Raw genomic sequence first — 24798 nt, 5'->3', positions numbered from 1 at the left:
GCACCCCCTTACAGCTTATTGGCCTTATCCTTCATGGCCTGGGCGGTTGGGTTGGTGTAGAGCATGGTTACCTGAATGGAGCTGTGTCCAGCTAAATTGCTCACCTCATGGATTGAAAATCCGCTTTCCAAAGCATGAGAACAGAAAAAATGTCTCAAAGTTTTTGGATAAATATTATCTGAATATTTGTTAAATCTCTGGTTGATTCTGGATGGGGTCAGCTTCTCACTTTGCCTGCTGATAAAAAAGTAGGGGCTGTCGGAGTTGCGCTCCTTCAGGTACTCCCGCATGGCGTGAACGATCTTGTCATTGATGTATACTACCCGCTGCTTGTCGCCTTTGCCAATGACGCGAATCTCTCTGGCGGTCAGGTCTACCTGGTCCAGCTTGAGGTTGGCGCACTCGCTTCGCCGGATGCCAGAGTAGGCGAACAGGGTCACGATGGCGTAGTTACGTTTGCTGTCGCTCTCAAGCAGACGTTGCCGAAAAGCCTCCACATCTTTCTTGGTAACAGTGCTGGGGCTGGCGTACTGTAGCTGGATCTTCATAAAATCGTTCTTCAGTATGACGGTATCCGTCTGTTGGCCGGATTCTATAAGGCAATCGTTGTAGCTCCGTAGAGAGGACAGGTGATGGTTGACCGTCTTGGGACTGTAACCCTTGATATTACGCATATAGGAGATGTACTCCAGCACGTTGGCCCGGTAGAGTTGACTTGGACGCTCGCCAAATGTCTCCTCGCACCCCCGAAGGTACTGCGAGATATTTTGACAGTAAACTGAAACTGTTCCGGGGGATTTCCCCCTCGTGTGTAGATAAAGAGAAAATAATTTTAACATAGTATCGCCTCCAAACTACATCACACAGCTTGGAGGCGATTCTTGCAATCGCAATATTTGCTCAGGCTTACCAATTATCAAATTTTTTCACACTGAGATTTTACTCTTAAATTTCATTCGCCTCTTAGGGGGTAAATATTATTTTGGATAACTCGTTTCGGGCCTGTCTCCCTATAATTTGGTCTAACTCAAAGGGAGTTAGGAGGCCATTTGTATGAATGGGCTAAATAGAAATGATATTGAACAAATCTCACTGTTGCGCGAGGACTTCCCAATCCGCCAGAGCTCCTGTAAACTTGTTGTAAGCGAACTATCCGCAAAATCAGGCAAAGGAGCAAAAGCCATGAACACAGAGCAATACATCCAAAGGAGGCGGGAAGACATGGAACTGCACCGACTTGCGGAAAGCACGCAAGGGAACTATGAGAGGGCCATCCGATCGTTTCTGAAACAAACCGGAAGGAGGGTGGAAGAATTAAACGAGCAGGACATCAGGGCATACTCCCTGAGTCTTGTGAAGCAGGGGCTGCAGGCGAGCACATTTAACGTGCATTAGGCGGCGATACGGTTTTCTTTGCCGCTACGCTGAACCGGTATCCCCCTCTACTCCCCCGCCTGCAGCCGAACCTCCATCCCATCAAAAGTCTCCTCACTGCACCGCGCCACAACTGGGTCGCCAATATCCGAAAGCGCATAGAACCGCACCCTGCTTTCATCCCCCTCCACGGGATAGACCGACTCCGCCCTGACTTGGCTGATAACATACCTGTTCCCCCAGGGCCCATTTACCTGCTTCACCGTGTCCACCACCCAGCCTCCGTCCGGGAGCTCCCGCACATATTCCAGGGGCACACAGATCCCGTCCACCGCTCCCTGAGGCGGCAACTCCGCCACAGGCAGTTGGTCTACATAAATCGTCAAACTGTACACAGTTGCAACGACGAGCACCAGCAGATACAACGCCCCCAGTATCAGGTAGACAAGCCTTGATTTCAAAAAGCGTTTCTCCTCCATAAGCCGCCTCCTACGCCTTGACGCTTGACAGGGCGATGCCCTCGGTCAAATAGTCCTGCCCCAGCAAAAACACCAACAGGGATGGAATCAGGTAGAACACCGACACCGCGAAAAACGTCCCCGGGTCCCCCTGCACCGCCTGGCCCAGGTACACCGACAGCGGATAGTCGTACAGCTCCTTAAGGAAGACCACTGCTTGGTCGATGATGTTCCAATTATCCGCGAATAAGAGCACCAGCATCGCCGCCACAACAGAAGTCAGGTTGGGCCGGACAATGCTCCGGTATGCCTGCCAGGGGCCAGCACCGTCCAGAAATGCCGCCTCCATGCACTCCTTGGGAAAGTTTTTCAGCTGTTGGCGCAGTAGGAACACCCCCAGCGGGTGGAACATGGCGGGCAGGATGATGGCAAGATATGACTCCCGGATGTTCAGCCATCCGGCCACCACAAAGTTTGGCACCAGGGTTATCTGGGTGGGCATGAGCATCACAATTATATATGCAAAATACAGCGCCTCTTTATACTTCCACCTGATATTTTCCAGCCCATAGGCGGCCATCGGGGCCAAAATGCACTGCCCCGCCAGCACCGGCGCCACCAGCAGCACAGAGTTCCAGAACATCCGCAGATAGCCGGGGCTGTGGAATAGCAACAGACGGTACTGTTCCAGGGACGGCTGTTCCGGGATAAGCCCAAAGCGCACAAAATGTATGCCGTGGGAGCTGAAATCCCCGGCGTTGGCCTCTGTTATCTCCCGGCCATAGCGACTGAGTATCTCGGCGCCGCTCATGAAGGAGTTTGCGAACAGATAGAGCACCGGGAAAAGCGCTAGTACCCCTGCCAAAACGATTAAAAAACTGGGCAAAATTTTTATTCTCCGCATTTTTCACCTCACTGAAAGCTGTCTGTGACCCGCTTCTGGGCGTAAAATACGGCCAAAAGCGCCAGCCCGATGACCAGGAACATTATGTACGCCGTGGCAGAGAGCTTCTGCATGTTCATGGCGGCAAACTGATTGTTCATATAGTGCTGGAGCATATATATATCCGGGCTGGGATAACTGCCATAGAGCATATAGACCTCCTTGAACACCTTGAAGGAATTGACGATGCTCATGAGCAGTACCACAAAGGTGGTGGGCGCGAGATACACCCAGGTGACATTGGCAAACTGCCGGAAAACCCCCGCCCCCTCAAGGGCCATCTGCTCGTAATAGGTCTTGGGTATCCAGTTAAGGCCCGACCAAAAGAGGACGATATTATAGCTGACATTTTTCCACAGGAATATCACCACCAGCGCGGCCATAGACCAGTCGCTGGACGAGAGGGCATCATGGGAAAAGCCCGCTTGCAACAGCGCCTTCATCACCAGCCCATTAGAAGAAAACAGCGTGTTCCAGAAGGAGACGATGCTACCCGAGGGCACCACCAGCGGCACAAGCAAAATCAGAGTGGCTAGCGGACGGCAGCGCTTGAGCCCTTTGAGGCAGAGGGCCAACAAAAGTGCAAGGCCCATGCTCAACGGCACGCAGATACACACAAACAGCACGGTGTTCCCCGCCGCCTGTATGAACAGCGGGTTGCGGAGGGTCTCCTCAAAATGCCGCAGCCCCACAAACTTCCAGGAGGTCATATTGTCTATCACCGCGTAGCAGAAGGAGTAGATAAAGGGGACTATGTAGAAGAACGCCACCCCCAGCAGGCTGGGCAGCAGAAAGAGCCAGTATGATATTTTGTTTCGCATAGTATCAAGTCCTTAAATTTTTTCGGATATATCACGCAGTTCTCCGTTATCGAGTAGATAAACACGGTCAAATCCTTCCAAGTTGCTATACCGATGTGTAATCATCACTATAGTTTTATTGCCCAAACTAGAGTGTTGATGTTTGTAGATGATATGCCTGGATTTTCTATATCACACAAGGAAGTCTCATTGCAAAATCCCTTTTCCTGAAATCTCTCCAGAATTTTCCTATCATACGAAGTGCATTCTTTTCGGATGACCCGAGAGAGCGCAAGGTATTCTTCTTCCTGTAAAGGAATGATTTTGTTCTTTTCTCGGTCATATAGACGATAACCAATAGGCAACTGAAATACAGTAAAGGCCATAGATTCCCCTCCATCTTATCATACAGTTGTTTTGTGTTTGCATATATGATTACTCATGTAGCCAAATATTGACCCTATCCTGAATCTTCTTCGCACACTGCTCCGCTGTGCCCAGCCCATTGACATAATACTCGTCCAAGAATTCCTGCACGTCAATTCCATATGACCCGGAATTCGCCAGCGGCAGGGAAAGCACCTGCTCCAGCTTCTTCGTCACGGCTTCAACATCGACGGAAAGTACAGTTTACAAGGGACTACACAAGGTAACGGTCTGACGGGCGCTGATATGCCCGTCAGATTTTCCATGTGATGTTTAAGCTGTCGCTTGTGGCGGCAATGGTGGTAATCATCAAATCCACCACCCGCCGCTTGTCGTCAAAGGATACGTTCTTCCAAGTGTCGAGGTAGCCGGAAATCTGGCTGACCTGTTCCGGGCTGATGGCTTCCACGGTCAACTCCGCCATCTTCGCCAGAAGTTCCTGCTTGCGTCCGTCCAGTTCGGCTATCTTCACATTCACATAGGAGAGCAGCACATTATTTGCGCCTGTCAGACTGTCCAGCAACTTTTCAATCTCGCTATCCACATGGGCAAGTTCCACTTGCAGGGCGGTGATTTTGGGATTGGCCTTTGCCGCTTTCTTCCTGCCCGTCAGCGTCTTGTAGCTGTCCAGCTTTTTCACCATCTGCCGATACACCACCGCTTCCAGTTCCGCCGTGATGATTTTCCCACAGCCGGGACAGCTTTTGTTGTCCAGCCGTTTCGTACAGCGCAGATATTGTCTGCCGGAGGGATTGAAGATACTCATAAGGGCGTACCCGCAGTTCCCGCACTTGATTTTCCCCGCCAGCCATGTATGGGTGGCTTTCCGGGCGGACTGGATTTTCATGTTGTTCATCAGCTTCTTGCGGCAGGTCAGCCATATATCCGAGGGGACAATCCCCTCATGGGGCGCAAGCACCAGCATTTGGTCTTTCAGGCTTTGGGCCTTGCCCGGCTTCACATCCCGGCCTTGATAGAGATAACACCCGTTCATGCCCGTGAAGTCGGCGGCGTCATTGACAAGCACCGTCCCCTGGCTCTTGAAAAACTCGTACACATCCAAGTCCGCCTGCACATAGACGGGGTTGCGTAACATCTGCGCCAGCGTGGGGCGTATCAGTTCCCGGCCATTAAATAAAATGCCCTGTTCCGCAAAGTGCCGGGTAATGTCCCCATAGGAAGTTGTCGGCTCGGCGTACATTTCAAACATCAGCCGGATATTTGCCGCTTCCTCCGGCTTCACTACCAGCCGCTTTGTATTGATACCGTCCATCTTGATAGGCTCCGTATGGAAGCCATAGGGGGCTTTCCCGCCCATCTTGAAGCCCCGCTGACTGCGGGAATAGTAAGCGTCCGTCACCCGCTTCTGTATCGTTTCCCGTTCCAACTGTGCGAACACGATACAAATATTCAGCATGGCCCGGCCCATCGGGGTTGAAGTATCAAACTTTTCCGTGGAAGAAACAAACTCCACATTGTACTGCTGGAACAGCTCCATCATGGTTGCGAAATCCAGAATGGAACGGCTGATACGGTCAAGTTTGTAGACAATGACTTTTGCTATCAGGCCCTTTTTAATATCCCGCACCAACTCTTGAAATTTCGGGCGGTCTGTGTTTTTGCCGCTGTATCCTTTATCTGTGTATTCCCTGCAACTACCGCCTTTCAATTCGTATTTGCAAAACTCAATCTGGCTTTCAATGGAAATGCTGTCCTTTTTGTCTACCGATTGTCTTGCATAGATTGCGTCTATCCGATTATTCATATTGTCGCTCCTTTTCTTAAAAAAGAAACGGAGCTGCTGACAGTCTTATTATACCGCCAACAGCCCCGTAAATCAATGATGTGGCTGGAAAAACTTACGCCCCGGCTTCCTCTTTCTGCCGCTTGTCGGCGTACTTGCGGAACACCTCATAAAGCTGCTGTTCCAGTTCCCGGCGTTTTGCCGCTTCCTGCTCCGGTGTAAATACCGGGGAGAGATTTTCCAGCGTGATTTCCTTTCCTTGAAAAGTCACGATTTCTGTTTCCTTTTTGTATCTGATATTCGTTATAAAATCACCTTTCCTTTCCATAGTTCGGTTGCCGCTTCAACTCTGCCAGCACTTCCGGCGGGATACGGTCAACCAGCCGTTGAATGTTGTGTAACTCGCTTTCCAGCTTTGCCCGTTCCATAACGCCTTTCATCTTGTCCTTTTCGCTGGCCTTTGCCCTTGCCTCCAGTTTTTCATTTTCTGCCAAGAGGTCATTTATCGTGACCTTGTATTTCTTCAACTGCCCGGAGAAGTTCTCCATCTGCGGAAACCACTTTTTGAGCATAGAGAGGGCTTCCTCTTTCTTCTTTCCGGCGTTAATTGGATTGATACCGTCCAGCGTGGCTTCAATCGCCCTCGCCTGTTTGGAGAGGGAAACCGCCTGTTTGAAAAGCCGGGTGGGGATATGCTTTCTTCCCGTTTTGCTTGCGCTCTCCCCACGCTCCAAGCTGGGGTACTTCTCCAACATATAGGCGTGAAAATCGTCCTGCCACTTTGTCAGATTGGCCCGGTTGCCTATGATTTCTTTGGCGCACAGGCGGTTGTCTTTCGTCAGCGGAACAAAGGTCAAATGCAGGTGGGGCGTTTTCTCGTCCATGTGTACTATCGCCGACACGATATTTTCCCGGCCGACCCGGTCAATGAGGAAGTCCGCCGCTCTTTTGAAAAACGCCTGTATTTCCTCCGGGGATTTCTTCTTGAAAAACTCCGGGCTGGCGGTTATCAGCGTATCGACAAAGCGTGTACTGTCTTTCCTCGTTCTGCACCCAGACTGTTCAATGCGGCTCTGAATGAAATGGTAGTAGCGCCCCTCCGGCTTGACGATATGGAAATTGTACTTGCTCCGGCTGGTGTCAATGTCCGGGTTGCTGGCGTACTGCTCCTTTTTCCGTTCGTGGTGGGCTTCCAGCGGTCTTGCCGGGTTGCCCTTGTGTTTCTCAAATCGCAAAATTGCGTGTTGCGCCATTGAACTCCTTTCCCCATTCCATTCCTTTCCGGCGGGTTTTCCCGCCGAAAATATCTCTGATAGGATTGGAATGGAATCGATATAAATAGATGGTTTTAATCTCTGTATTTCTATATATCGTCCGGTTTCCGTACTCCAAGAGGATTGATTTTCGTACTTGTAGGGTACGGTTTTCATCCCTCCGGCGTACCGCAGCCGGACTTCTTGAAGTCGGTGTTTGGAACCGCTTCATAGGATTTCGGGTAAATGCGGTTGGGTTTTCCACAGCCCTGTTTCTGTATTTCCACCAGCCCCGCATACTGCAACTCCCGCAGGGTATTCACCGCCTTCTGCCGCCCACAGTGGAGCAGGGCGACCACCTCGCAGATGGGGTAATACAGGTAAATCCGCCCATATTCGTCCGCCCACCCGTTTTTCCGGGATAACTCCGCCCGCCGCAGGATAAAGGCGTACAGCACCTTCGCTTCGTTGGACAGGGGCTTGAATGATGGGGCTTCAAAAAGGAAATTGGGGAGCCGGGTGAAGCTGATGGCTTTCTCCGGCTGGTGAATGTAAATCGTGTTTGTCATAGCGTGTTTTGTGGACGGTTAGAAGCCCGTTTTCCGGGGTGGGTAATAAATCATACCGCCCACCCCGGTTTTGGGCTTGCGGAGCCTTGCAAATCAATGCTTTTTCCCGCCTTAACTGTCCACAGCAGACCTCCTTTTCCGTTCACTTTCTGTTTTCTGCCGCCTGTGAACTCCGGCGGCGCAGTCCGGGCAGTATTTACCCCGGTTGGATTTCGGGACAAACATTCCCCCGCACTCCGCACAGCGTTTCAAATCCCTGTCCCGGTAAATCTCTGCTTCCAACGTCCCGTCCAGCGGCAAGACCGCCCAGCGGAACCATTTGCAGCAGACAGAGAATGTTAACATCTGCGGACAGACACAGGTGTCGCCATCATCCAACGCAAGGCAGTTGCCGTTGTCACAGTTGCAGCACTCCCGGCGTATCAGGCTGTTGGCCCGCTTCCTCTGCGCCGGGGTCATGCGGTAGGGGGAGCCGTCCGGCCTGTGTTCCAGCGGCGGCAGGTGTTGATAGGTTTGTTCTTTCATGCTGTCCCTCCGTTTTCTTCTTGCTGCCGTTCTCCCCGAAAAGGTTTCCTGCCCCATTCCTGCGGCGTGTTCCGGCGTTGGCGCGCTCACTTGCTCTGGTCACGGTGTCCAGAAGCAGGGTCACGGCGCACTTCCCCAGCCGGGGTATTCCTTTTCAGACGGTCATTCGGTTTTCAAGGGGCCTGTCCATCGATGGTAATTGAAGTTTAGCAGAAAAAAACGCAATCCCCGGATTTCTGCGGGAATTGCATTTGATAGAAGTTTACACTTTGAGAATTGCAAAATTGCAATCGTTCTAGTATAATAAAAAATAGGGGGTGTGGTCTATGTATTTGCTGGGGACGGTAGGAGAGCGGATAGCCGATTTGCGTTCAGTGAAAGGCTGGAACCAAAAGGAATTGGCGAAACGGATGGAACTGGCCCCCTCTCAGTTAAGCCGGATAGAAAGCGGGGAGACTAAAAATATCAGCAGCGACATCCTGGTAAAGCTGGCAAAGGTATTTCATGTGTCCACGGATTACATACTGGGCCTAACCACAGTCAGCGTACCGAAAAGCTACGATATATCAGAATTGGGGCTGTCCGAGGGAGCAATCAAGGGTCTTGTGATGGGAACAGTCAATGCGGAGATACTTAACCGTCTGATGGAACACAAGAGTTTTCCCCGACTGGTAAACCTGATACAAATTTACTTTTCAGATACCGCCGCAAGAGGGATTATGGCCCGCAACCAGATTATTGATCTGGCGACTTCCTCTATCAGTGATTTGATGAAAAACAAGCCAGAGTATCGGAGCGAAGCCAGACAGGATATGCAATTCTTGACCGCTCAAAAGATAGGAAAGCATGAAGCGGAGATAGAAAAAATCAAAAGTGTGTTTCTCGCTATTCTCCGGGATATAAAGAACGATATAGACAGCGGCACGAAGTCAGAGGACACGGCTACTGCTGGTATGATACAAAAAATCAAAGCCGCTTTGCCGGATAAGCCGCAGGAGCAGATTACGGCGGACGATGTGGCGGCGGCTGTCGCTTCTCAGGTTGGACAGGCAATCGCTATGGACGAGGAAACGGCGGGAGCGTTTCAAAGTTTCGTGAAGCAGATGTTAGAACAGGCCGGAAGATAAAAAGCTTTTCAAAAGGAAAGCGGGTTGTAAAGAACGGTTCGATGTGTTACAATAAACGTGGAGTAATTTAGTTTCTACGTTAGAATTTTTAGAAAGTGAGGTGTGCTGATGAACCCGGTTTTGAAATATCGTGGAGGAAAATCAAGGGAAATCCCTCGCTTTCTTCAATATATACCTGATGATTTTCACCGTTACATTGAACCATTTTTCGGTGGCGGCGCAGTTTTCTTTTATCTGGAACCAGATAGCGCCATTGTCAATGACGCAAATGCCCGATTAATGACATTTTATCAGCAGTTAAGGGATGACTACCACACTATGCGTACACAGCTTGATGCGCTTCAAAAAATTTATGAAGTCAATCAAGCAGAATTTAAGAGACTAAAAGCGATAACCCCAGAGGAACGAGTCCCCAATGCAAATGAGGATTTATATTACCGTATGAGAGAACTGTTTAATCACCCAGATGATAGTTTCTTAGACGGTGTTTTATACTTTTTCATCAATAAAACAGCCTATTCTGGAATGATTCGCTATAACAATAATGGCGAATATAATGTTCCCTTTGGACGATACCCAAATCTTAATACAAGGCTGGTGACACAACAACACAGCGAGTTGCTACAACGCGCCGAGTTGTTTAATCTCGATTATGGAGAAGTTTTTGATATGGCGGAAGAAGATGACTTTATCTTTCTTGACCCACCCTACGATTGTGTGTTTAATGACTATGGCAATATTGACATGATGAATGGTTTTGATGAAACTGAACACAGGCGGTTAGCCGCAGATTTTAGAAATTTACCATGTCGTGCCTTAATGGTCATTGGAAAAACACCATTGACAGAGGAACTTTATGGCGAATATATCTTTGATGAATATTATAAAAACTACTCTGTCAATATAAGAAACCGTTTTAACAATGATAAGATGCATATTGTTGTAAAGAACTATTAAGGAGGTGTTGTAATGGCAAGAATTGATAATAAGTTACTCTTTTTTACTACTTCGCCAAGAACACCTGCAAAGATGATACCAGAAATTCAGTTATTGTATGAAAAATTTTCTGGGTGTGCATGGGACAAATCAACACAAGAGCAGTTTATCGATGAATTAGCACAGAGTGATTTTTTTGAGGGAAAAGGCTCTCCTGCGGATAAGGCTTTTAGTGCCAGAGATAGAATCAGTCGAGCGCCGAAAGCATTAGGATTTATAAACTTAAAACCTTGCATAGAGCTAACAGAAGCAGGGAATGCCTTTATTTATGGAAAGCGTCCACAGGAAATTTTTCTTCGTCAATTACTAAAGTTTCAATTACCCTCTCCCTATCATGTAGAGAATCAAAACATTGCTGGAACTTTCTGCATTCGTCCTTACCTTGAGATTTTAAGATTAGTTCGGGAATTGGAGTACATTACATTCGATGAATTTAAGATATTTGCTGTCCAAATGACGGATTATCGCAAATTTGATATTGTGCGGGATTCCATTTTACATTTTAGAGAAGAAAAAGAACAAAATAAGGGGCAATATAAGCGTTTTGTTAATAGGGTATGGGAAAACGCAATTTTAGAAATACATGGAGATAGAATTGCTGCCGGGAAAACAAGAACAAGGGAAACAACTGATGGAAGTTTGAAAAAGTTTATTGCCACTCAAAAGAGCAATATGCGTGACTATGCGGATGCTTGCTTCCGATACTTGAGATATACAGGGCTAATCTCTATTTCTCATAGAAATCGCTCTATATCCGTTTTTGCAGACAAAACTGTCGAAGTGGATTTTATTCTCTCAACTGTGCCACGAGACCCTGTGTTTATTGATGATATATACGCTTATAAAGCCCATTTGTTTTCAGCAACTTCTCCTGCACTTTATACAGACGATAGAGACAACATTGTTGATGTCCTTATGCGTATAGGTTCATTTACACGGAGAGAATTAGCTGGTAAAAACATTGATGAACTGAAAGATTTGCGAGACGAGATAGTAAAACAGCATAAGGCTAACGTCATTCATGAACAAGTTACTGAGATAAAGTCTTATGCGTTGTACTCAGAAATTATTGATACCTTTAATGAGATTATTGCTGATGAGTATTATGATGCTCCATTGATGTTTGAGTATAATACTTGGCGGGCAATGACTATGCTTGATGGTGGCAATATTAAAGGGAACTTCAATTTTGATGACGCTGGCCAGCCGCTTTCAACAGCGGCGGGAAATATGCCGGATATTGAATGTGATTATGACGATTTTTCTTTGTCCGTGGAGGTGACCTTGCAAGCTGGTCAACGTCAATATGAATCCGAGGGAGAACCAGTTGCCCGACATTATGGTCAGTTAAAGAAAAGGACTGGAAAAGACACCTATTGTCTCTTTATTGCTCCAACTATCAATCCTGCAACATTAGCGCACTTTTACGGTTTGAATCATCTTTCTATTGCGCTATATGGGGGAAAGTCTAAAATTGTACCGTTGGAGTTAGATCAGTTTATGAGACTTATTGAAAACTCATATAATTATGAAACACAACCGATTCCAAGTGACATTCGGCGTTTTCTCGACTGTGCTATTAAGCTTTGCGAGAAAGCGACAGATGAAAACCATTGGCGTTACGGTATTCAAGCCTGCGTTGATATGTGGTTAGCTTCATAAATAGCAAAGCCAGGCGAGCCAGTCAACGGTCAAGATGAACGGCGCTTTCAGCGCCGCCGTTGACAGTCTTGCCCGTCTTTGCTGATAGGTAATCAAGACGGAAAAGCCCTAAAATGGCTTTCCCGCCCATTTCAATTTTGAGAAAAAAGGCCCTTAAAAATGGATGAGTGTTGCCACACATATAGTCACGGTGTCCCGAGGTTTGGGACAGTGGACGAGGGATGGGGGCTTTCATATACGCCCTGTCTGCTGCTGAAACCGGCCCTTTGTTTCCGGCTTCCCAACCCCAAACAAAGCCCTGCTTTCTTGCCGCTTCAAATGCCCTTGCCCTCCCCAGCGGCAACTGCATTTTCACGGCAACGCCGACAGAGCGTATAACACACTACACTTTGCTTCGCAAAGTCGTGTGCCAAATGGGGCGTTGCCCCCTTTGGATACCCCCACAACAAACAGGCGCTATGCCCCTTGCCGGGAGCATAACGCCGTTTGTTGTCAGCAGCCCGTTTCACGGTCTGCACGTAGTTCCTTGTAAACTGACCTAATCCAAATTGTAAACTACAATATTATTCCCATCGTCGTTTTGAGCATAATATTTCAGATTATTTTGAAAATTAGTTTTTGATAACGGAATATCGCTTGTGTATAAGCCAGGAGAGCCTAAATGGGAAAAGGTCACCAACTCCTCGCTCCTGGGGGAAATGCAATACTTGATGAACTCCCAGGCAAGGCCCTTTGACGTGCAGCTTGACGGTATGGCAAAACTATCAAGGGAAGTCAGCCCCAGCGTGCCGTTGGAACTTATCAGGGGATATGGGCCGGCCGCGTATTCCATGGACGAGTCCATAAGCAGGAGAGTATAACTCGTCACTGACTCTATCGCCGCGAAGGCTGGGCGGCTCTTAACAGCTACATTGCGGAACTTCTCATTCAATTCAGGCCCTAATCCGAAAGCGGAATCCAACACCGAGCCGGTTGACTGGAAACGGATCTGTTCATTGAACAGTCCGCTGTCCATCACGCCCTGCTCCGTCTCGTAGTCAAGGTCGGGGTCCTGGTCATTGATGGCCTGTGTGCGCTCTAAAAACGAAATGAACTCAGGGGATTCAAAACTGGAAGTCCCTCTATCTAGATCAATATAGTTGGGCCGCTCGATGGGGAACAGAGTCTTCTTATCCGGCGATGTGAAGAATAGATTCAAATCACTGTTGCTTTCAGCCGCTTTCTCGTACCAGTCCAAAAGCTGTGTTACGCTTACTGTGTTTATCGCGTCCGCCTCCACATCTATTTCACTTAAAACCCCGCGGTTCAGGTAGGCGGCGTCGAACATAAATGAGACCGGTATAACAGGGAGCTTCCCGTCACAGGAAAAGGCATCAAGAACGGGCTGGAAATATTCGGAGCTGTCCAAGTCTGGGTCATTCTCGAAATACGGCCACAGGTCTTCAATAAGGCCGCTCCTTGAGAGTTGGGGGATGTGGAATCTCTCGTCCATTCTGTAGAGAAGATAGTCCCCTTCGCCGCTGGCCAGTTCTACACGCATCTGTGTGTAGAAGCTTTCACGGCGGACCTCGCGTTCCGCCCGCGTCAAAAGGTCATTCTCGGCAGTCGGAATCCCAATGTCAAAGGTAATGGTTACGTTTGGATGAAGCGCCATAAATTCCTTTGCCAGGTAAGGCAATTTGTATTCAAGATAGCACGACTTGATAACTAGCTCGCCGCTCAGGTCATCATCCGCAAGCGGCTCCGGCTCCTTTATCTGGTCTTTTGACGGCCCGATGTAGTTTGGCGCGTCGAAGTCTATCTCGGGCTCAGAACTCTCTTCCGGCGTGGATTTGCTGGATCGCTGCATAGCCTGGCTGTATACTTGGTCGCTGGTCTCTAGACAGCCGGAAAGGGTGAGCAGCAGGAGGCTTAAAATGGAGATGATGGATATGATACGGGTTCGGGTCATATGTATCCTCTTTTCGATACTATAATAAATATAGAACGTAAATCATGAATATTTTCTGTGCTGTTGGCATTATTGCGCAATGTGAGAGCCTCGTTGTCAATCGGTAAATGTTGAAACGCTGGGTGTTTTTAATGAAAAGCAAGACGCGCAAGATTTAGACACATCCTTTATTGAACGTTGTTATTCTGAATAATCTTGTGTTCCTCCATCTTTCGCACAAGGCTCTTCTTGGATTCCGTCAGGCACACATATTAACTTTTTTATTGCCGGAGCAAGCAGTTCCCGATCACACCCCACTTTCAAATATTTGCCCATGATCCAATTTGTAAATTCGGTCCATCCCTTCTAAATTCTCATAACGGTGGGTAATCATGATGGCCCTTTACCATCAGCAAAAAATCCCCAGACAAGATTACTCAGATTCGGCAAATGTAGAATGGTAACCCATACTGCAATAAACTCACTAAGAAAACTCCCTTAGAATCAAATCGTAAAATTTGGATTCGTCAATAAATGAGTAATCTGCATCTACTTCCAAATCGTAAAAAGTCCTGACATACGTTTGATTCAAATCAATATCCAGCAGAGCTATGCCTGCATTTTGCAAAGCATTTAGTGCACATCTAATATCTGCTGCGTTTCTAACGTGAACAAACAACTGTGACCAATCTGTTTCTATTCTATCCGACAAAAGTGCGGCCATATAATCCTTCTGTTGCAACAAACGACATAAAGACTTAATCTGGTAAACATCCGAGTGGATAATGCGCACTATAGGAATCTCGCATTGCATCTGTTTTAACCCTCTCTTTCTGATGGTTGGACCTTCTTTTGGGAGACATCTGACTTCATTATTTTGCACATACCAGCCCATAAAATATGGTACTGCCATACTACTGGTACGATTACTAAAAAAAAGATCGCACCTTGACAACTGATCCAAAACAAATGAGTAAAACGGTCCAACCACCACGTCATATCCAGAACACATAGTATCACTTCGCCGGATACCATTACACCCTTTGTCATAACAAACTGCAACTGTCCACGGATAACATGCAGGGAAAGTTAATGACAGCTTTGGGCTTACTGCGCAGACTACTGTACTTCCAATATCAGCCAATTGCTTGGTTGCGGATATCATTGGCTTTGCTCCAAGCCAATTTTCAGTTCCTACACTCATACAGATGTATTCAATTTGATTTTTATAGCACCAATCCAGAGCAATACACAGATTGGATATGGAAAAATCCGCAAGGGCTCTTGGAGCAACGGAAACGCTGAAATATTCAGCATCATGGATAAACTCTGTCGCAAGTGCTGTACAAACAGAGCCATGTGACAGATAATTTTTTGTAGAATAATCCGGCAGACAATATCCATCAATAATTTGGTATGAATTCACTTCTGCCCCGGTTATTTCTTTCACAAACTCTCGTGATATAGTATTGTCAATAATTGCTATTCTCAAAAGAACTTACCCCACTTTGCTCCCCACAAAATAGACTTCTACTCCAGGACGAAGATATTCCGTGGAATCCCGCACGATGGGCACGTCTATTATTTCATTCCCAAAAATGTACACTTTGTCAACCTCTTTAAACTGATCAAAGGTATCTGCTGTACGATATATTTATTCACCCAGTACCCCTTTTCTGGGACAATGGAGTTCGAATAGAAGAAATCATAATCGGAAATAGAGCTGGCGTACCCGCCGGGCGAACAATAATGCCAGCAGCAAAGTTTCTTTTTCCCATAGGCCCACCTCACTCATTCAGCCAAATATAAGCCCTGTCCTGCATCTTTCTGGCGCACTCCTCCGGTGTGGTCAGGCCGCTCACATAAAACTCCTCCAAAAACTCCTCCATGTCCACGCTGTACAAATCAATATTTACCATCTCCCGGTCAAGTATCTCCTCCAGCAACTCAGTCATGGACTTAGGGTCAATGGTGTCAAAACCGCTGTACCCCATGGCCAGGCCGTGGTCACCGTGTTGGTTGACATCTTCAAGCATATTTTGAAAGGTTGCCTTGTTTACCGGGATAAAGGTGGTGTATTTTACGGGAGAGCCCTGGGCCAAAAAATCCAGCCGTTCCACGCTCCGCGTGCCAAGACAGTGCTTTATGAACTCCCAGGCCAGCTCCTTGTCCTTCATAGCGGAGGGCAGGGAGAATTCTTCCACAGAGCGCACCCCCAATTTCCCGTCAGTGGTCAAAAGCGGGTAGGGGCCCGCAGCATACTCTTTGGGCTGCTGCATTGTGATAAGATTCGGCATAAATGATTCTTCCAAAACCAAAAATCCCGGCCTGGCTTTTTCCACCACGGTTTTAAATACCTCCGGGCTCCACGCTAAGATATCCTCCGAATATTCCCCTGTTTTACGATAGCTGATATTTGCGTCCAGCAGTCCTCCGCAGCCGCCATATCCAAGCAGCTCGGGTTCCAGGTCAGGGTCCTCATTGAGCACGTCATTAGTGCGGGTCAAAAAATCTATGAACTCCGGCGAGTCAAATGACGCGGTGCGTTCCGCTAGGTCAATATAATGGCAGCGCTCAAGATATTCATAAAATAGGCCCTTGCCCCCGGAGGAAAATGAAAGATTAAGGTTGCTCTGGAGCTCCCTGCCTCGCTCATACCAGTCCAGCACCCGGTTCGGGTCCACCGCCTCAATGGTCTCCGGGTCCACGCCCAGGCGCTCTAATATATCGCGGTTCAGATAGAGGTCATAAAAGGAGAAGGAGTAGGGCAGAGTGCTCAGCTTGCCGTCCACCTTAAAGCCGCTTAACACATTGGTAAAATACCCGTCAGAGCTGAGGGCTGGGTCGGCCTCCCAAAGGGGCAATAGATCCTCTAAAAATCCGTTGCGGGTCAACTGAGGGATATTCAGCCCATCGCGCACATCGAAAAGGGCATAGTCCGCCTCGCCGCTGGCGATCTCCATAGAGACGCGGGAATAAAAGCTCTCGCGAGCCATCTGTATCTCCGCCCGAGACATACTGAGTATCTGTGAGTTGGAAATAGCCGAATCTATCTCAATGACAACGCCGGGGTGCAGGTCCATAAATTCTTTGGCAAGATACGGCAAGGCTCCGGTGCCGTCATTGGAGAACGGCGTCTTAATGACCAGTTTTCTTTCACCAGTTTCTCCGGCCTCCGGAAAGGGTCCCTGACTTTCGGAAGCGTCAGCGGACTTGGTCATGGCCTCACTGTATATGTCGTCCTGCTCATTTTTGCAGCCGGTAAGAGTCAGGAGAAGGCAGAGTGTCAGGAGGTATGGAAGGGAGATTTTTATGATACGCATTGTGGATCAGCACCTTTCGGGGAGATATGCTTTTTTGAAAATCTTTTTGAAGGATAAAAGAAATGGGGAAAAGACGCAATCCTTAACATTAAAATTACAAATTGCGCCTTTAGCCACTTTGCCATTACTTTGATTAGAGTAATGTTTTAAGGTTGGAAATACTCCGCACAGTCACACTAGGAGTTAATCCTACTAGAAGCTGACCGTCCGACAGTGCTATCCACCGAAGTTTGCGCTTCTGAAGGATACCACGACGCCGTTTCTGACCCGCAGTGATGCAGACAACTACACTGACAGCCACAAATCACTATGATGTAGTATGTGCTAGCCATTTGGTTAGCGGTAGATTTCCTTAGCAGCTTTTTCATGCATTTCCCTCCCTTCTCTACACAGAGCCTTACTTAAATCTATTTTTAGTCAAAATAGATTCCTAATGTTATCACAGTAATTCGCCGTATTATTTTTCCGAAATGACACTAGATAGTGTATTTAGGGAAATCACATCGATTTCATTTGCTAATTTCTTATAATCCAGTGAATATTGATCTCCCAATTTCATACACACATATACCAAATCTCTTGGTGCAATTTGGAAACGAGAAGAGAATATATCTTCACCAACATCATAAGATGTAATATAACACTCTGGATTTGCTTCTTTCAGCAAATGAACAATTTTATCTATCAATTCGGCGCGCATAGAATCCATCCCTTTATACGTTATCTTCTAAAAAGTTTATCAAAGACTTCCCCATATTTCTCATGCTCTCATCATCGCCTGAATAAAAAAACTCAGTTTCTTCGCAAATGGGTAGCGGAATACTCTTTATCGATGAGAGAGGTATAGTACCATATTCATATCTTCTGGACTCCAAAGATAGATTTATTGATGTGTTTGAAATAGCAATATGCTTAAATGGCGAATTCAGTTTATATCTGCATATATTTTTTTGCCATTCTATGGCGTTTGGCTCAAAATCAATTGAATATGAACAGAAGACTGTCGCGTCTGGCGTAACGGCATTTGCGATTAGGTATGACCAAATACCCATTTCCTCATATTTCATGGGATTCATTGGCATAAACCCACCCGGTATTCCGATTATCATTACATCCGGATTGCTTATAATATATTGATTATAAAAGAAACGGTTAAGAGCGATTATTTTATCACGTTCACTTATTCCATTTTGGTACATCCAATTTGGAAGTGATGGAAATCCAAAAAATTTTGACAATCTGCTTGAACCTATTAACGAAACAGAATATCCCCTCCTTTCAAAAAAATCACAAATGGCAATTTGGACCAAGAACTTTTGAGTGTTGGGGCCTGCTCCAAGCACAAATATTACAGGGATAGGTATTCCATATACATTATCATGCCCGTCGTCTGTCATGAAATTTGGAGACTCATCATTATCGCCCAAAAGGAACACAGAATTTTTTTCTATACCACAAGGAAGATATTCAGTGAAGACCTGTTTGTGCTTTTGCATGGAGGACAAAAATATCTCCTTTATGTAATTTTCAGAAAATGACCTTATTGATTCAGGAAAAAGTATTGCATCCGCGGTATCAATTTTTGCTTTGAGATCTGTACTAATCTTTTTCCCAGTTGTGTGACCACCATCTAACAAAGCAAAATCCACGCCCTCCTGTGCAATCCCCTTAGGAACCAGAAATGTTATTTCATCAAACTCTTTTACCATTTCACTATGTCTCGCTAGAGCACTTACCTCTTTTGACGATGGGTATACTAATAAGTTCATCACTTTTCCTCCACCTGTTTAAAATCGCATCCATAAAACCGCAGTGTTTCTAAATCTTGAAAATGTCTTAGCAAATTGTCCTTTGTGTTTCCACATTGCTCTAATCGCTTCTTTCGACTAATCCTCCCCTCGGTCACCATTTTTGCTACACAAGTTCCGCAATACAGAAAGGCCCAACATTTAAGGCACTCATCTTCTGTACATTTTCCTACGTTAATCATTTGCCTTATTTTCTCATAATCTAAACCATGAGTAATATCCCCAATTTTAAAATTATCAACTTCCGCTATTTTTTCGCAAGGATAAAAATATCCATTCACATCTACAAAAACCCGTTTTTGACCAGGGATACATGGTCCTCCGGGATGGTGAGCTTTCATTCGGTGAGTACCTCCGATTAGGAGGAGTCTATCCATTTTTAGGATTTCAGTCAAATCGGCTTTAACCAAAGATGATACGGATTCAAAATCAATTAAGCCAAGCATCGCAAGCATCAGTTTGAATTTTTCCTTTTTATAAATACAATAATAATCATCATCGTAGGATATCGGAATTTTTGAATCATCATCATTAACCAAAGTAGATGTTGAATAAAGAGGACCAAAAAGTTCGTCACCATCGAGGAAATCAAGGATATCTCTATAGTCACTTCCAGGAGAGATAACCGTATTTGTTAAACATTTGGCAAAGTATTCCTTTGATTTTTCACATATTCGTTTTGCATTTGAAACGACAGTTGAATAAGAGCCTTTGCCATTAGAAAATACTCTATACTTATCCTGCACCTTCTCTGGCCCGTCAATACTAATCATCACAGAGACGTCATTTTTAATCAAAAAATCGATTACATAATCATTAAACATCGTAAGATTAGTTGTGAGGTTATATCGCACTTTCTTTTCCGGATAATTTTGCTTTACATAATGTACAACGCTTTTTATTAGTTCAAATTCTAGTATTGGCTCGCCTCCATAAAAACTAATTGCAACTTCCTCCACACCAGATGAGTGCAACATAAGAAAATCAACTGCTGCCAATGCTGTTTTAACATCCATACTCTTTTTGCTATGAGTACGGTTATAATAATTACCAGAATAGGTGCAATATGAGCATCTCAAATTGCAATTTTGTGTAATTTGCAACACGATCTGATTGATATTGTTTCTCACGATTGTCTCAATGTTCTTTGTTGCCGGATGCTCAATTTTGTTTAAATCACTTGCACAACAGAACCCGTGGTTTTGCAATTTTCTTAAAATTGCATAGTCTTCCTTTGTTCCACAACCCATTTTTACATTTTCTAAAGCTTTATACTCATGCAACTGTAAATGGATTATCCTATTTTGTTCTCGATCATATAACCGATGTCCGAACGGTGTGATAAATGTGATGTACGCCATTTTTTCCTCCCAATTTCCCATGGTTCTTTCCATGCAAGATTCTCATAACTCAAATGATTCCGTCACTTTTCTCTGTAAAAGAAACACTAACAAAAGAGCCACATTGACCACCCCAAAAATAAGATAAGCTGCACAAATCTTTGGTATAGCACTCGTCAATCATATAATTGCGACTTGCCCATTCTCTAACCGATAGACCCTGTCCATCCCCTCCAAATTCTTATACCGATGGGTTATCATGATAACCGATTTCCCCGCCATCCGATTCACCACCACATCATGAAGGTATGCATCCGACTCAACATCGAAGCCAGAGGTGGCCTCATCAAAAATCACAATGGGCGCGTCCTTCAATAGAGCCCTTGCTACCGCAAGTTTTTGCTTCTCTCCGCCGGATAGTCGAGCTCCGTTGCGGCCAATTTGGGTCTTTACGCCCTCCGGCATACGCTCCGCGTAGTTCGCCATGCCGCTAGTCTCCAGGGCGACTTTCAGCCTCTCCTGCGAAGCCCGCCCAGTCAGGTTGACGTTCTCCGTGATATCCCCCAGGAAAAGATATGGTTCCTGGCTTACCACTGAGAATAGGGCGCGGTATTCGTTCAGCGCGAGTTGTGATATTGGCACTCCGTCCGCCGTAATCGACCCGGAATCCGGCGCGTAGAACCGCAGAAGAAGGTTCAGTATTGTTGACTTACCGCTGCCATTCCGGCCGATTATGGCAATCTTCTCCCCGGGTTCCACACGGAAACTTGCACCTTTAAGAATGGGCTGTTTCTCATTATAGGCAAATGTCACGTCCTTGAACTCAAGCCGGGGCGGCTGGGTTTTCACCTTCCCCTTGCCCCCGTCTTGTTCCGTCTCCTGGCCCAGGAACTTGAACAGCCGGCGTGCTGAGGGCAGTATGCGTGCGAAGTACATCTTCAAATTCAGCAACGCTGACACCGGCCCGGTCACGTACCAGGAATATGACACAAAGGCGAACACCGCGCCGATGGTCAGGCTGCCGCTGCAGATGAGGAGGCCACCCACCAGGTACAGCAAAATTGTGACGCTCCACTCCAGCAGCGACTCCAAAAGGATATTCCAGGCGTCAATCATGGCGTTGCCCTTCTGAAGGCGCAGTATGCCGTCGAGCTTTTCCCGGAACACCCTGTCCCGGCTCTCGAACAGGCCCCAAAGCTTGATTTCATCTATGCCCTCCAAGTTGTCGCCGAACCACTGGGAGAAATCCCGGTTGCTTTCAATCATGTTATCAATGGCCTTCTCCTGGCGTTTTGAAAAGCGTCTCACTAGGAGTATCTTCACCGGCACCATTGCCAGCACGATGACGGTCAATTTCCAGCTTATCAGCAGCAGACCAACTATGCCGCTGGCTATGCGGAACACGTGGCTAATGCTCATCACCGTGTATCGGTCAGTTATTGAGGCCACTTGGGAGACGTCCGTCTGCAGACAGCTAAGTATTTCGGCGTTGTTTCTGTCCTCGAAGTAGCTCTTTTTGAGCCCCAGCAGCTTGCGGAAGGTCTGCAGGAAGATGTGCGAATATGTCCTATTATGCACGTTCACAAAGAGCCTTGTCTGGGCCATCTCTATGACCTGGCCCAGCAGCACCAGAATGGCAAGGGCTAATACCGCCCGTCGAAGCACTGAAATATCCTGGGCCATCATACCTTTATCTGTGATTTCTTGGATGACCAGCGGCTGAAGGAAACCAATTCCAGTGGCTGCCACCAGGAGTAGCCCTGCAAACACAAACTCCTTTTTATAGGGCGATAGATAGGAGAGGGTTCGCCATATAATATTATGATTGTTTGTTCCCATTCTGCTCATCCTTTACCATATAATGAACGCTTCCTTTGCGGGAGAAGATGATCTCTGCCACGCATATGCCTATGGCAATTATGCTTATTACCGCCGCCAGTCCCACGCTCCTCCACAGCATAGTGCTTGCCTGATGGATTGCGCCATCTGCGACTTGACTGCCCTGGGCTGCAAAGCCCTTCAGCGCCCCAAAGAACTGGTCCATGGCCCCGGCGATGGCCCCGAAGTCAGTTATCCGCTCCCGAGGAAGCAAGGACGAGGGCAGGTCAATAGTGTCCAGCACCAGGGGCACGCATATGAGAAGCGCAAGCCCCAATGCCAGGTTCACTATCAGCGCCCATCGGTTGCGCCTGACCTTTCTTGAGAACACGCAGGAGCATATCCACAGCACCAGCACCAGCGTCAGTATCCCCAGCAGCAGCCCGAATCCTGTGAAGTTGTCCAGAAGCTGGTACATGTCGTTAAAGCTGTACACCGTGGCCCCGGCAAGATTTGGCACCCGGCTTTTGGCCCGGCCCTGCATAAAGGGGGCCAGGTCGTCATCTACATGCAGCTGGACGGCGTTCTGGTTCCACTCCTCAACGCTTACGCCCTTTGGCAGCTCGGCCCCGTCCCAGTTGAGCTCCAGCTCCAGGCCCTCGGGGAACACCGCCAGCCACCGGTCCTCCACCTTGTCTCCGCCCCGGAGGACCTCCAGCAGCTCCCCCTCTCTGAGGGGCTTCGAGCTGTACTGGACAAAGTCGCCCCAGGAGTTGCTGAGTATTATCTTGTCCTCCATCTGAAACCAGCCGCTGACCTCTGCCGCCCGGGTCCCGGCCTCCCAGCCGGTGCCCTCGTATATGCTGTAGACGTGCTGGCCGTTTTCGTCCTCAATAATGCAGTCTGCGGGCAGGGTGGGGTCCTTGTCCCAGCCCACACCACGGTCCGGCTCTACCGCGGTCACCTGGGGTATCATCTCCTGCTCCACCTTCATGGACAAAAAGGTGCAGGCCGCCACCATCCAGAATATCAGCGTGAATATAAGCAGCGCTTTCTTTTTCATTTATTTCACCTCCGCCAATACAATGCCCTCAACCAGCTCCCGGTTGAAGTAGGTAAACAGGAACAGCGGCGGCAGCACCACCATTATGCAGCAGACCAGCTGTAAGGTGGAGTCCGCCGGCGGCACGTATGCCAGGGCCACCGAGATGGGATAGCGCAGGAAGTCCTTTATGTATGCTATGGGCTGCTCCACCATGTTCCAGCCATCCAGGAAAGAGAGCAATGTGACGCACACAAGGCCGCTGGTGTTCATGGGCAGGAGGATTTTTGTCAGCAGACGGAACAGCCCGCAGCCATCCAGCTTTGCCGCGTCGATAATGTCGTCGCTTACAGACTTGAAGCTCTGGGTCAATATAAAGGTGCCCAGGGGGATGAAGATGGACGGCAGTATCAGCGCCGAGTAGGTGTCCAAAAGCCCCAGCTTGTCGAGCATTATATAGTTTGGGGCCAGGGTCACCTGCAGGGGCAGCACCATCAGTATCATGAGCACGAACAGCAGGACATTCTTGCCGGGGAAGTCGCACTTTGCAAAGCCGTATCCCGCCAGCACCGAGACTATCAGCTGCCCCGCCACGATGGCAAGGCATATGAGCAGGCTCTTCCAGAAGCGCAGAAGGTACTGGGAGGTGCCCAAAAACACGTCGTAATAGTACCCGAAGGTGACCCCCTTCGGGGTCAAAAAGCTCAGCGCCAGCACGTACACGAAGGGCGCGATGGAGATAAAGGCGAACACCCACGCGAAGATATTGCCCCCAAGTGAAGTTTTTGTCCTCATGCCCTAAACGCCTCCTTTTTGCGGACGAAGATGTAGAAAATTGCAAAGACAATCAGCACGACTATCAGCAGTAATACAGACGCTACTGACAGTTTAGCGTAGTTCAGGTTCTCAAAGCTGTTATTGAGGAAGTGCTGTAGCATGTAGATATTCTCATTGGGATGAGTGCCGCCAATCAGGAAAATCTCTCTAAAGCACTTGAAAGCATTTATCAGCGAGAAGATGATGGCGAAGAACACCGAGTACCACATCTGGGGCGTGGTGATGTAGTAAAACTTCTGCCAGCCGGAAGCACCGTCCAGGTCGGCGGCTGAGTATTGCTCCTCTGGTATGGTCACAAGCCCCGCCAGCAGCAGTATCACGCTGTAGCCGGTGTTCTTCCAGAGGTACAATAAGAGCACCACCCCGAAGGCCGCCGGCCCGCCAAGCCAGTCCACCAGAGGCAGGCCCAGGGCACTTGCTATGTTCGGCACAAGCCCGGTCTCTGCAAAGAGCAGCTCTACTAAAATCACCGCTCCGACCACCGGCATGATGTAGGGGAACAGGAACACGGACTTTAGAAGCTTGTGCTTGTTGGCGTGCTTCTGCATGAGCAGCGCGATGGCATAGGCCAGCACCATGATGAGAGGCAGCGCCGCCGCCAAAAAGCGCATGGTGTTGCCGAAGGCAAGGGTGAACATATGGTTCGCGGTCACGTCCTGGTAGTTGTAGAAGCCTATGAAGTAGAGGGCGTCCCCGCTGCCGGTGGAGAGGGAGTACTGCACCACCAGCACAAAGGGTATGGCGTAGAACAGCAGGCACCCGATCATCAGGGGGGCTATCAGCAGATAGCCCTGTAGGATGTTGTGTGTTTTTTTCATGTGGG

26 protein-coding genes are annotated in these 24798 nt (G+C 47.7%); 4 read left to right on the top strand and 22 right to left on the bottom strand.

What is annotated here, in order from left to right:
• Positions 1–8 precede the first annotated feature (8 nt).
• Positions 9–839, bottom strand: a complete 831-nt coding sequence (locus ADH66_RS06155; protein ID WP_066534324.1) for a tyrosine-type recombinase/integrase — start codon at positions 837–839, stop codon at positions 9–11.
• A gap of 214 nt (positions 840–1053) precedes the next feature.
• On the opposite strand from ADH66_RS06155, the gene ADH66_RS06150 reads away from it, so the two are divergent.
• Positions 1054–1395 carry a phage integrase N-terminal SAM-like domain-containing protein gene (locus ADH66_RS06150; RefSeq protein ID WP_066534325.1) on the top strand — a complete coding sequence of 114 codons (342 nt, stop codon included), beginning with the start codon at positions 1054–1056 and terminating at the stop codon, positions 1393–1395.
• Positions 1396–1442: 47 nt separating this feature from the next.
• Here the strand turns inward: ADH66_RS06150 and ADH66_RS06145 are convergent, their stop codons facing one another.
• The 10 genes from ADH66_RS06145 to ADH66_RS06100 all read right to left on the bottom strand — a co-directional run bounded on the left by ADH66_RS06145 (position 1443) and on the right by ADH66_RS06100 (position 8092).
• Complete coding sequence (locus ADH66_RS06145) at positions 1443–1853, bottom strand: hypothetical protein (protein WP_066534327.1); 411 nt, start codon at positions 1851–1853, stop codon at positions 1443–1445.
• A gap of 10 nt (positions 1854–1863) precedes the next feature.
• Positions 1864–2697 (bottom strand): carbohydrate ABC transporter permease, encoded by an 834-nt coding sequence (locus ADH66_RS06140; protein WP_207653040.1) that lies wholly within the window; start codon positions 2695–2697, stop codon positions 1864–1866.
• A gap of 47 nt (positions 2698–2744) precedes the next feature.
• Positions 2745–3596 carry a carbohydrate ABC transporter permease gene (locus ADH66_RS06135; RefSeq protein WP_066534333.1) on the bottom strand — a complete coding sequence of 284 codons (852 nt, stop codon included), beginning with the start codon at positions 3594–3596 and terminating at the stop codon, positions 2745–2747.
• 107 nt (positions 3597–3703) lie between these two features.
• Positions 3704–3961, bottom strand: a complete 258-nt coding sequence (locus ADH66_RS06130; protein WP_066534334.1) for a hypothetical protein — start codon at positions 3959–3961, stop codon at positions 3704–3706.
• A gap of 49 nt (positions 3962–4010) precedes the next feature.
• Complete coding sequence (locus ADH66_RS19935) at positions 4011–4178, bottom strand: hypothetical protein (protein ID WP_157130574.1); 168 nt, start codon at positions 4176–4178, stop codon at positions 4011–4013.
• A 76-nt stretch (positions 4179–4254) separates the two neighbouring features.
• The gene (locus ADH66_RS06125) at positions 4255–5766 is read right to left on the bottom strand and encodes a recombinase family protein (protein ID WP_016304734.1); all 1512 of its coding nucleotides are present in this window, start codon (positions 5764–5766) and stop codon (positions 4255–4257) included.
• A 94-nt stretch (positions 5767–5860) separates the two neighbouring features.
• Positions 5861–6052, bottom strand: coding sequence for a hypothetical protein (locus ADH66_RS06120; protein WP_430981912.1), 192 nt, complete (start codon positions 6050–6052; stop codon positions 5861–5863).
• Between the two features lie 4 nt (positions 6053–6056).
• Positions 6057–6998 carry a MobV family relaxase gene (gene mobV, locus ADH66_RS06115; RefSeq protein WP_066534335.1) on the bottom strand — a complete coding sequence of 314 codons (942 nt, stop codon included), beginning with the start codon at positions 6996–6998 and terminating at the stop codon, positions 6057–6059.
• Between the two features lie 173 nt (positions 6999–7171).
• Positions 7172–7567 carry a replication initiator protein A gene (locus ADH66_RS06105; protein WP_066534337.1) on the bottom strand — a complete coding sequence of 132 codons (396 nt, stop codon included), beginning with the start codon at positions 7565–7567 and terminating at the stop codon, positions 7172–7174.
• 111 nt (positions 7568–7678) lie between these two features.
• Positions 7679–8092: a cysteine-rich VLP domain-containing protein gene (locus tag ADH66_RS06100; protein WP_066534339.1), complete on the bottom strand. Its 414-nt coding sequence runs from the start codon at positions 8090–8092 to the stop codon at positions 7679–7681.
• A 326-nt stretch (positions 8093–8418) separates the two neighbouring features.
• On the opposite strand from ADH66_RS06100, the gene ADH66_RS06095 reads away from it, so the two are divergent.
• From ADH66_RS06095 to ADH66_RS06085, 3 genes are all read left to right on the top strand, one after another.
• Positions 8419–9219, top strand: coding sequence for a helix-turn-helix domain-containing protein (locus ADH66_RS06095; protein ID WP_066534341.1), 801 nt, complete (start codon positions 8419–8421; stop codon positions 9217–9219).
• A 108-nt stretch (positions 9220–9327) separates the two neighbouring features.
• Complete coding sequence (locus tag ADH66_RS06090) at positions 9328–10176, top strand: DNA adenine methylase (protein ID WP_066534347.1); 849 nt, start codon at positions 9328–9330, stop codon at positions 10174–10176.
• Positions 10177–10188: 12 nt separating this feature from the next.
• Complete coding sequence (locus ADH66_RS06085) at positions 10189–11877, top strand: AlwI family type II restriction endonuclease (protein ID WP_066534348.1); 1689 nt, start codon at positions 10189–10191, stop codon at positions 11875–11877.
• A 22-nt stretch (positions 11878–11899) separates the two neighbouring features.
• Here ADH66_RS06085 and ADH66_RS20335 read toward each other — a convergent pair whose 3' ends face one another.
• The 11 genes from ADH66_RS20335 to ADH66_RS06025 all read right to left on the bottom strand — a co-directional run bounded on the left by ADH66_RS20335 (position 11900) and on the right by ADH66_RS06025 (position 24793).
• Positions 11900–12232, bottom strand: coding sequence for a hypothetical protein (locus tag ADH66_RS20335; RefSeq protein WP_162288732.1), 333 nt, complete (start codon positions 12230–12232; stop codon positions 11900–11902).
• Positions 12233–12415: 183 nt separating this feature from the next.
• The gene (locus ADH66_RS20510) at positions 12416–13828 is read right to left on the bottom strand and encodes a type 2 periplasmic-binding domain-containing protein (protein ID WP_066534353.1); all 1413 of its coding nucleotides are present in this window, start codon (positions 13826–13828) and stop codon (positions 12416–12418) included.
• Between the two features lie 463 nt (positions 13829–14291).
• Positions 14292–15257 carry a S8/S53 family peptidase gene (locus ADH66_RS19925; RefSeq protein WP_207653039.1) on the bottom strand — a complete coding sequence of 322 codons (966 nt, stop codon included), beginning with the start codon at positions 15255–15257 and terminating at the stop codon, positions 14292–14294.
• A 337-nt stretch (positions 15258–15594) separates the two neighbouring features.
• Positions 15595–17130, bottom strand: coding sequence for an ABC transporter substrate-binding protein (locus ADH66_RS06060; protein WP_066534357.1), 1536 nt, complete (start codon positions 17128–17130; stop codon positions 15595–15597).
• A gap of 457 nt (positions 17131–17587) precedes the next feature.
• The gene (locus ADH66_RS06055) at positions 17588–17830 is read right to left on the bottom strand and encodes a hypothetical protein (RefSeq protein ID WP_088364380.1); all 243 of its coding nucleotides are present in this window, start codon (positions 17828–17830) and stop codon (positions 17588–17590) included.
• A gap of 13 nt (positions 17831–17843) precedes the next feature.
• Positions 17844–18899: a TIGR04066 family peptide maturation system protein gene (locus tag ADH66_RS06050; protein WP_066534359.1), complete on the bottom strand. Its 1056-nt coding sequence runs from the start codon at positions 18897–18899 to the stop codon at positions 17844–17846.
• Positions 18899–20332, bottom strand: coding sequence for a radical SAM/SPASM domain-containing protein (locus tag ADH66_RS06045; protein WP_084384208.1), 1434 nt, complete (start codon positions 20330–20332; stop codon positions 18899–18901). The genes ADH66_RS06050 and ADH66_RS06045 overlap by 1 nt, the downstream gene beginning before the upstream one ends.
• A gap of 126 nt (positions 20333–20458) precedes the next feature.
• Positions 20459–22117, bottom strand: a complete 1659-nt coding sequence (locus tag ADH66_RS06040; protein ID WP_066534366.1) for an ABC transporter ATP-binding protein — start codon at positions 22115–22117, stop codon at positions 20459–20461.
• Entirely contained in the window at positions 22098–23159 is a 1062-nt protein-coding gene (locus tag ADH66_RS06035) for a hypothetical protein (protein WP_066534368.1), read from the bottom strand. Before ADH66_RS06035 ends, ADH66_RS06040 begins: the two co-directional genes overlap by 20 nt.
• Positions 23160–23933, bottom strand: coding sequence for a carbohydrate ABC transporter permease (locus ADH66_RS06030; RefSeq protein WP_066534372.1), 774 nt, complete (start codon positions 23931–23933; stop codon positions 23160–23162).
• A complete protein-coding gene (locus ADH66_RS06025; RefSeq protein WP_066534376.1) occupies positions 23930–24793 on the bottom strand; it encodes a carbohydrate ABC transporter permease in 864 nt (287 codons plus the stop codon). The genes ADH66_RS06030 and ADH66_RS06025 overlap by 4 nt, the downstream gene beginning before the upstream one ends.
• Positions 24794–24798 lie beyond the last annotated feature (5 nt).

The organism is Acutalibacter muris (assembly GCF_002201475.1).
GTDB classification, from domain to species: Bacteria; Bacillota; Clostridia; order Oscillospirales; family Acutalibacteraceae; genus Acutalibacter; species Acutalibacter muris.
Note: the sequence above shows the minus strand (reverse complement) of the source record. Positions and strands in the feature narration are given on the sequence as shown.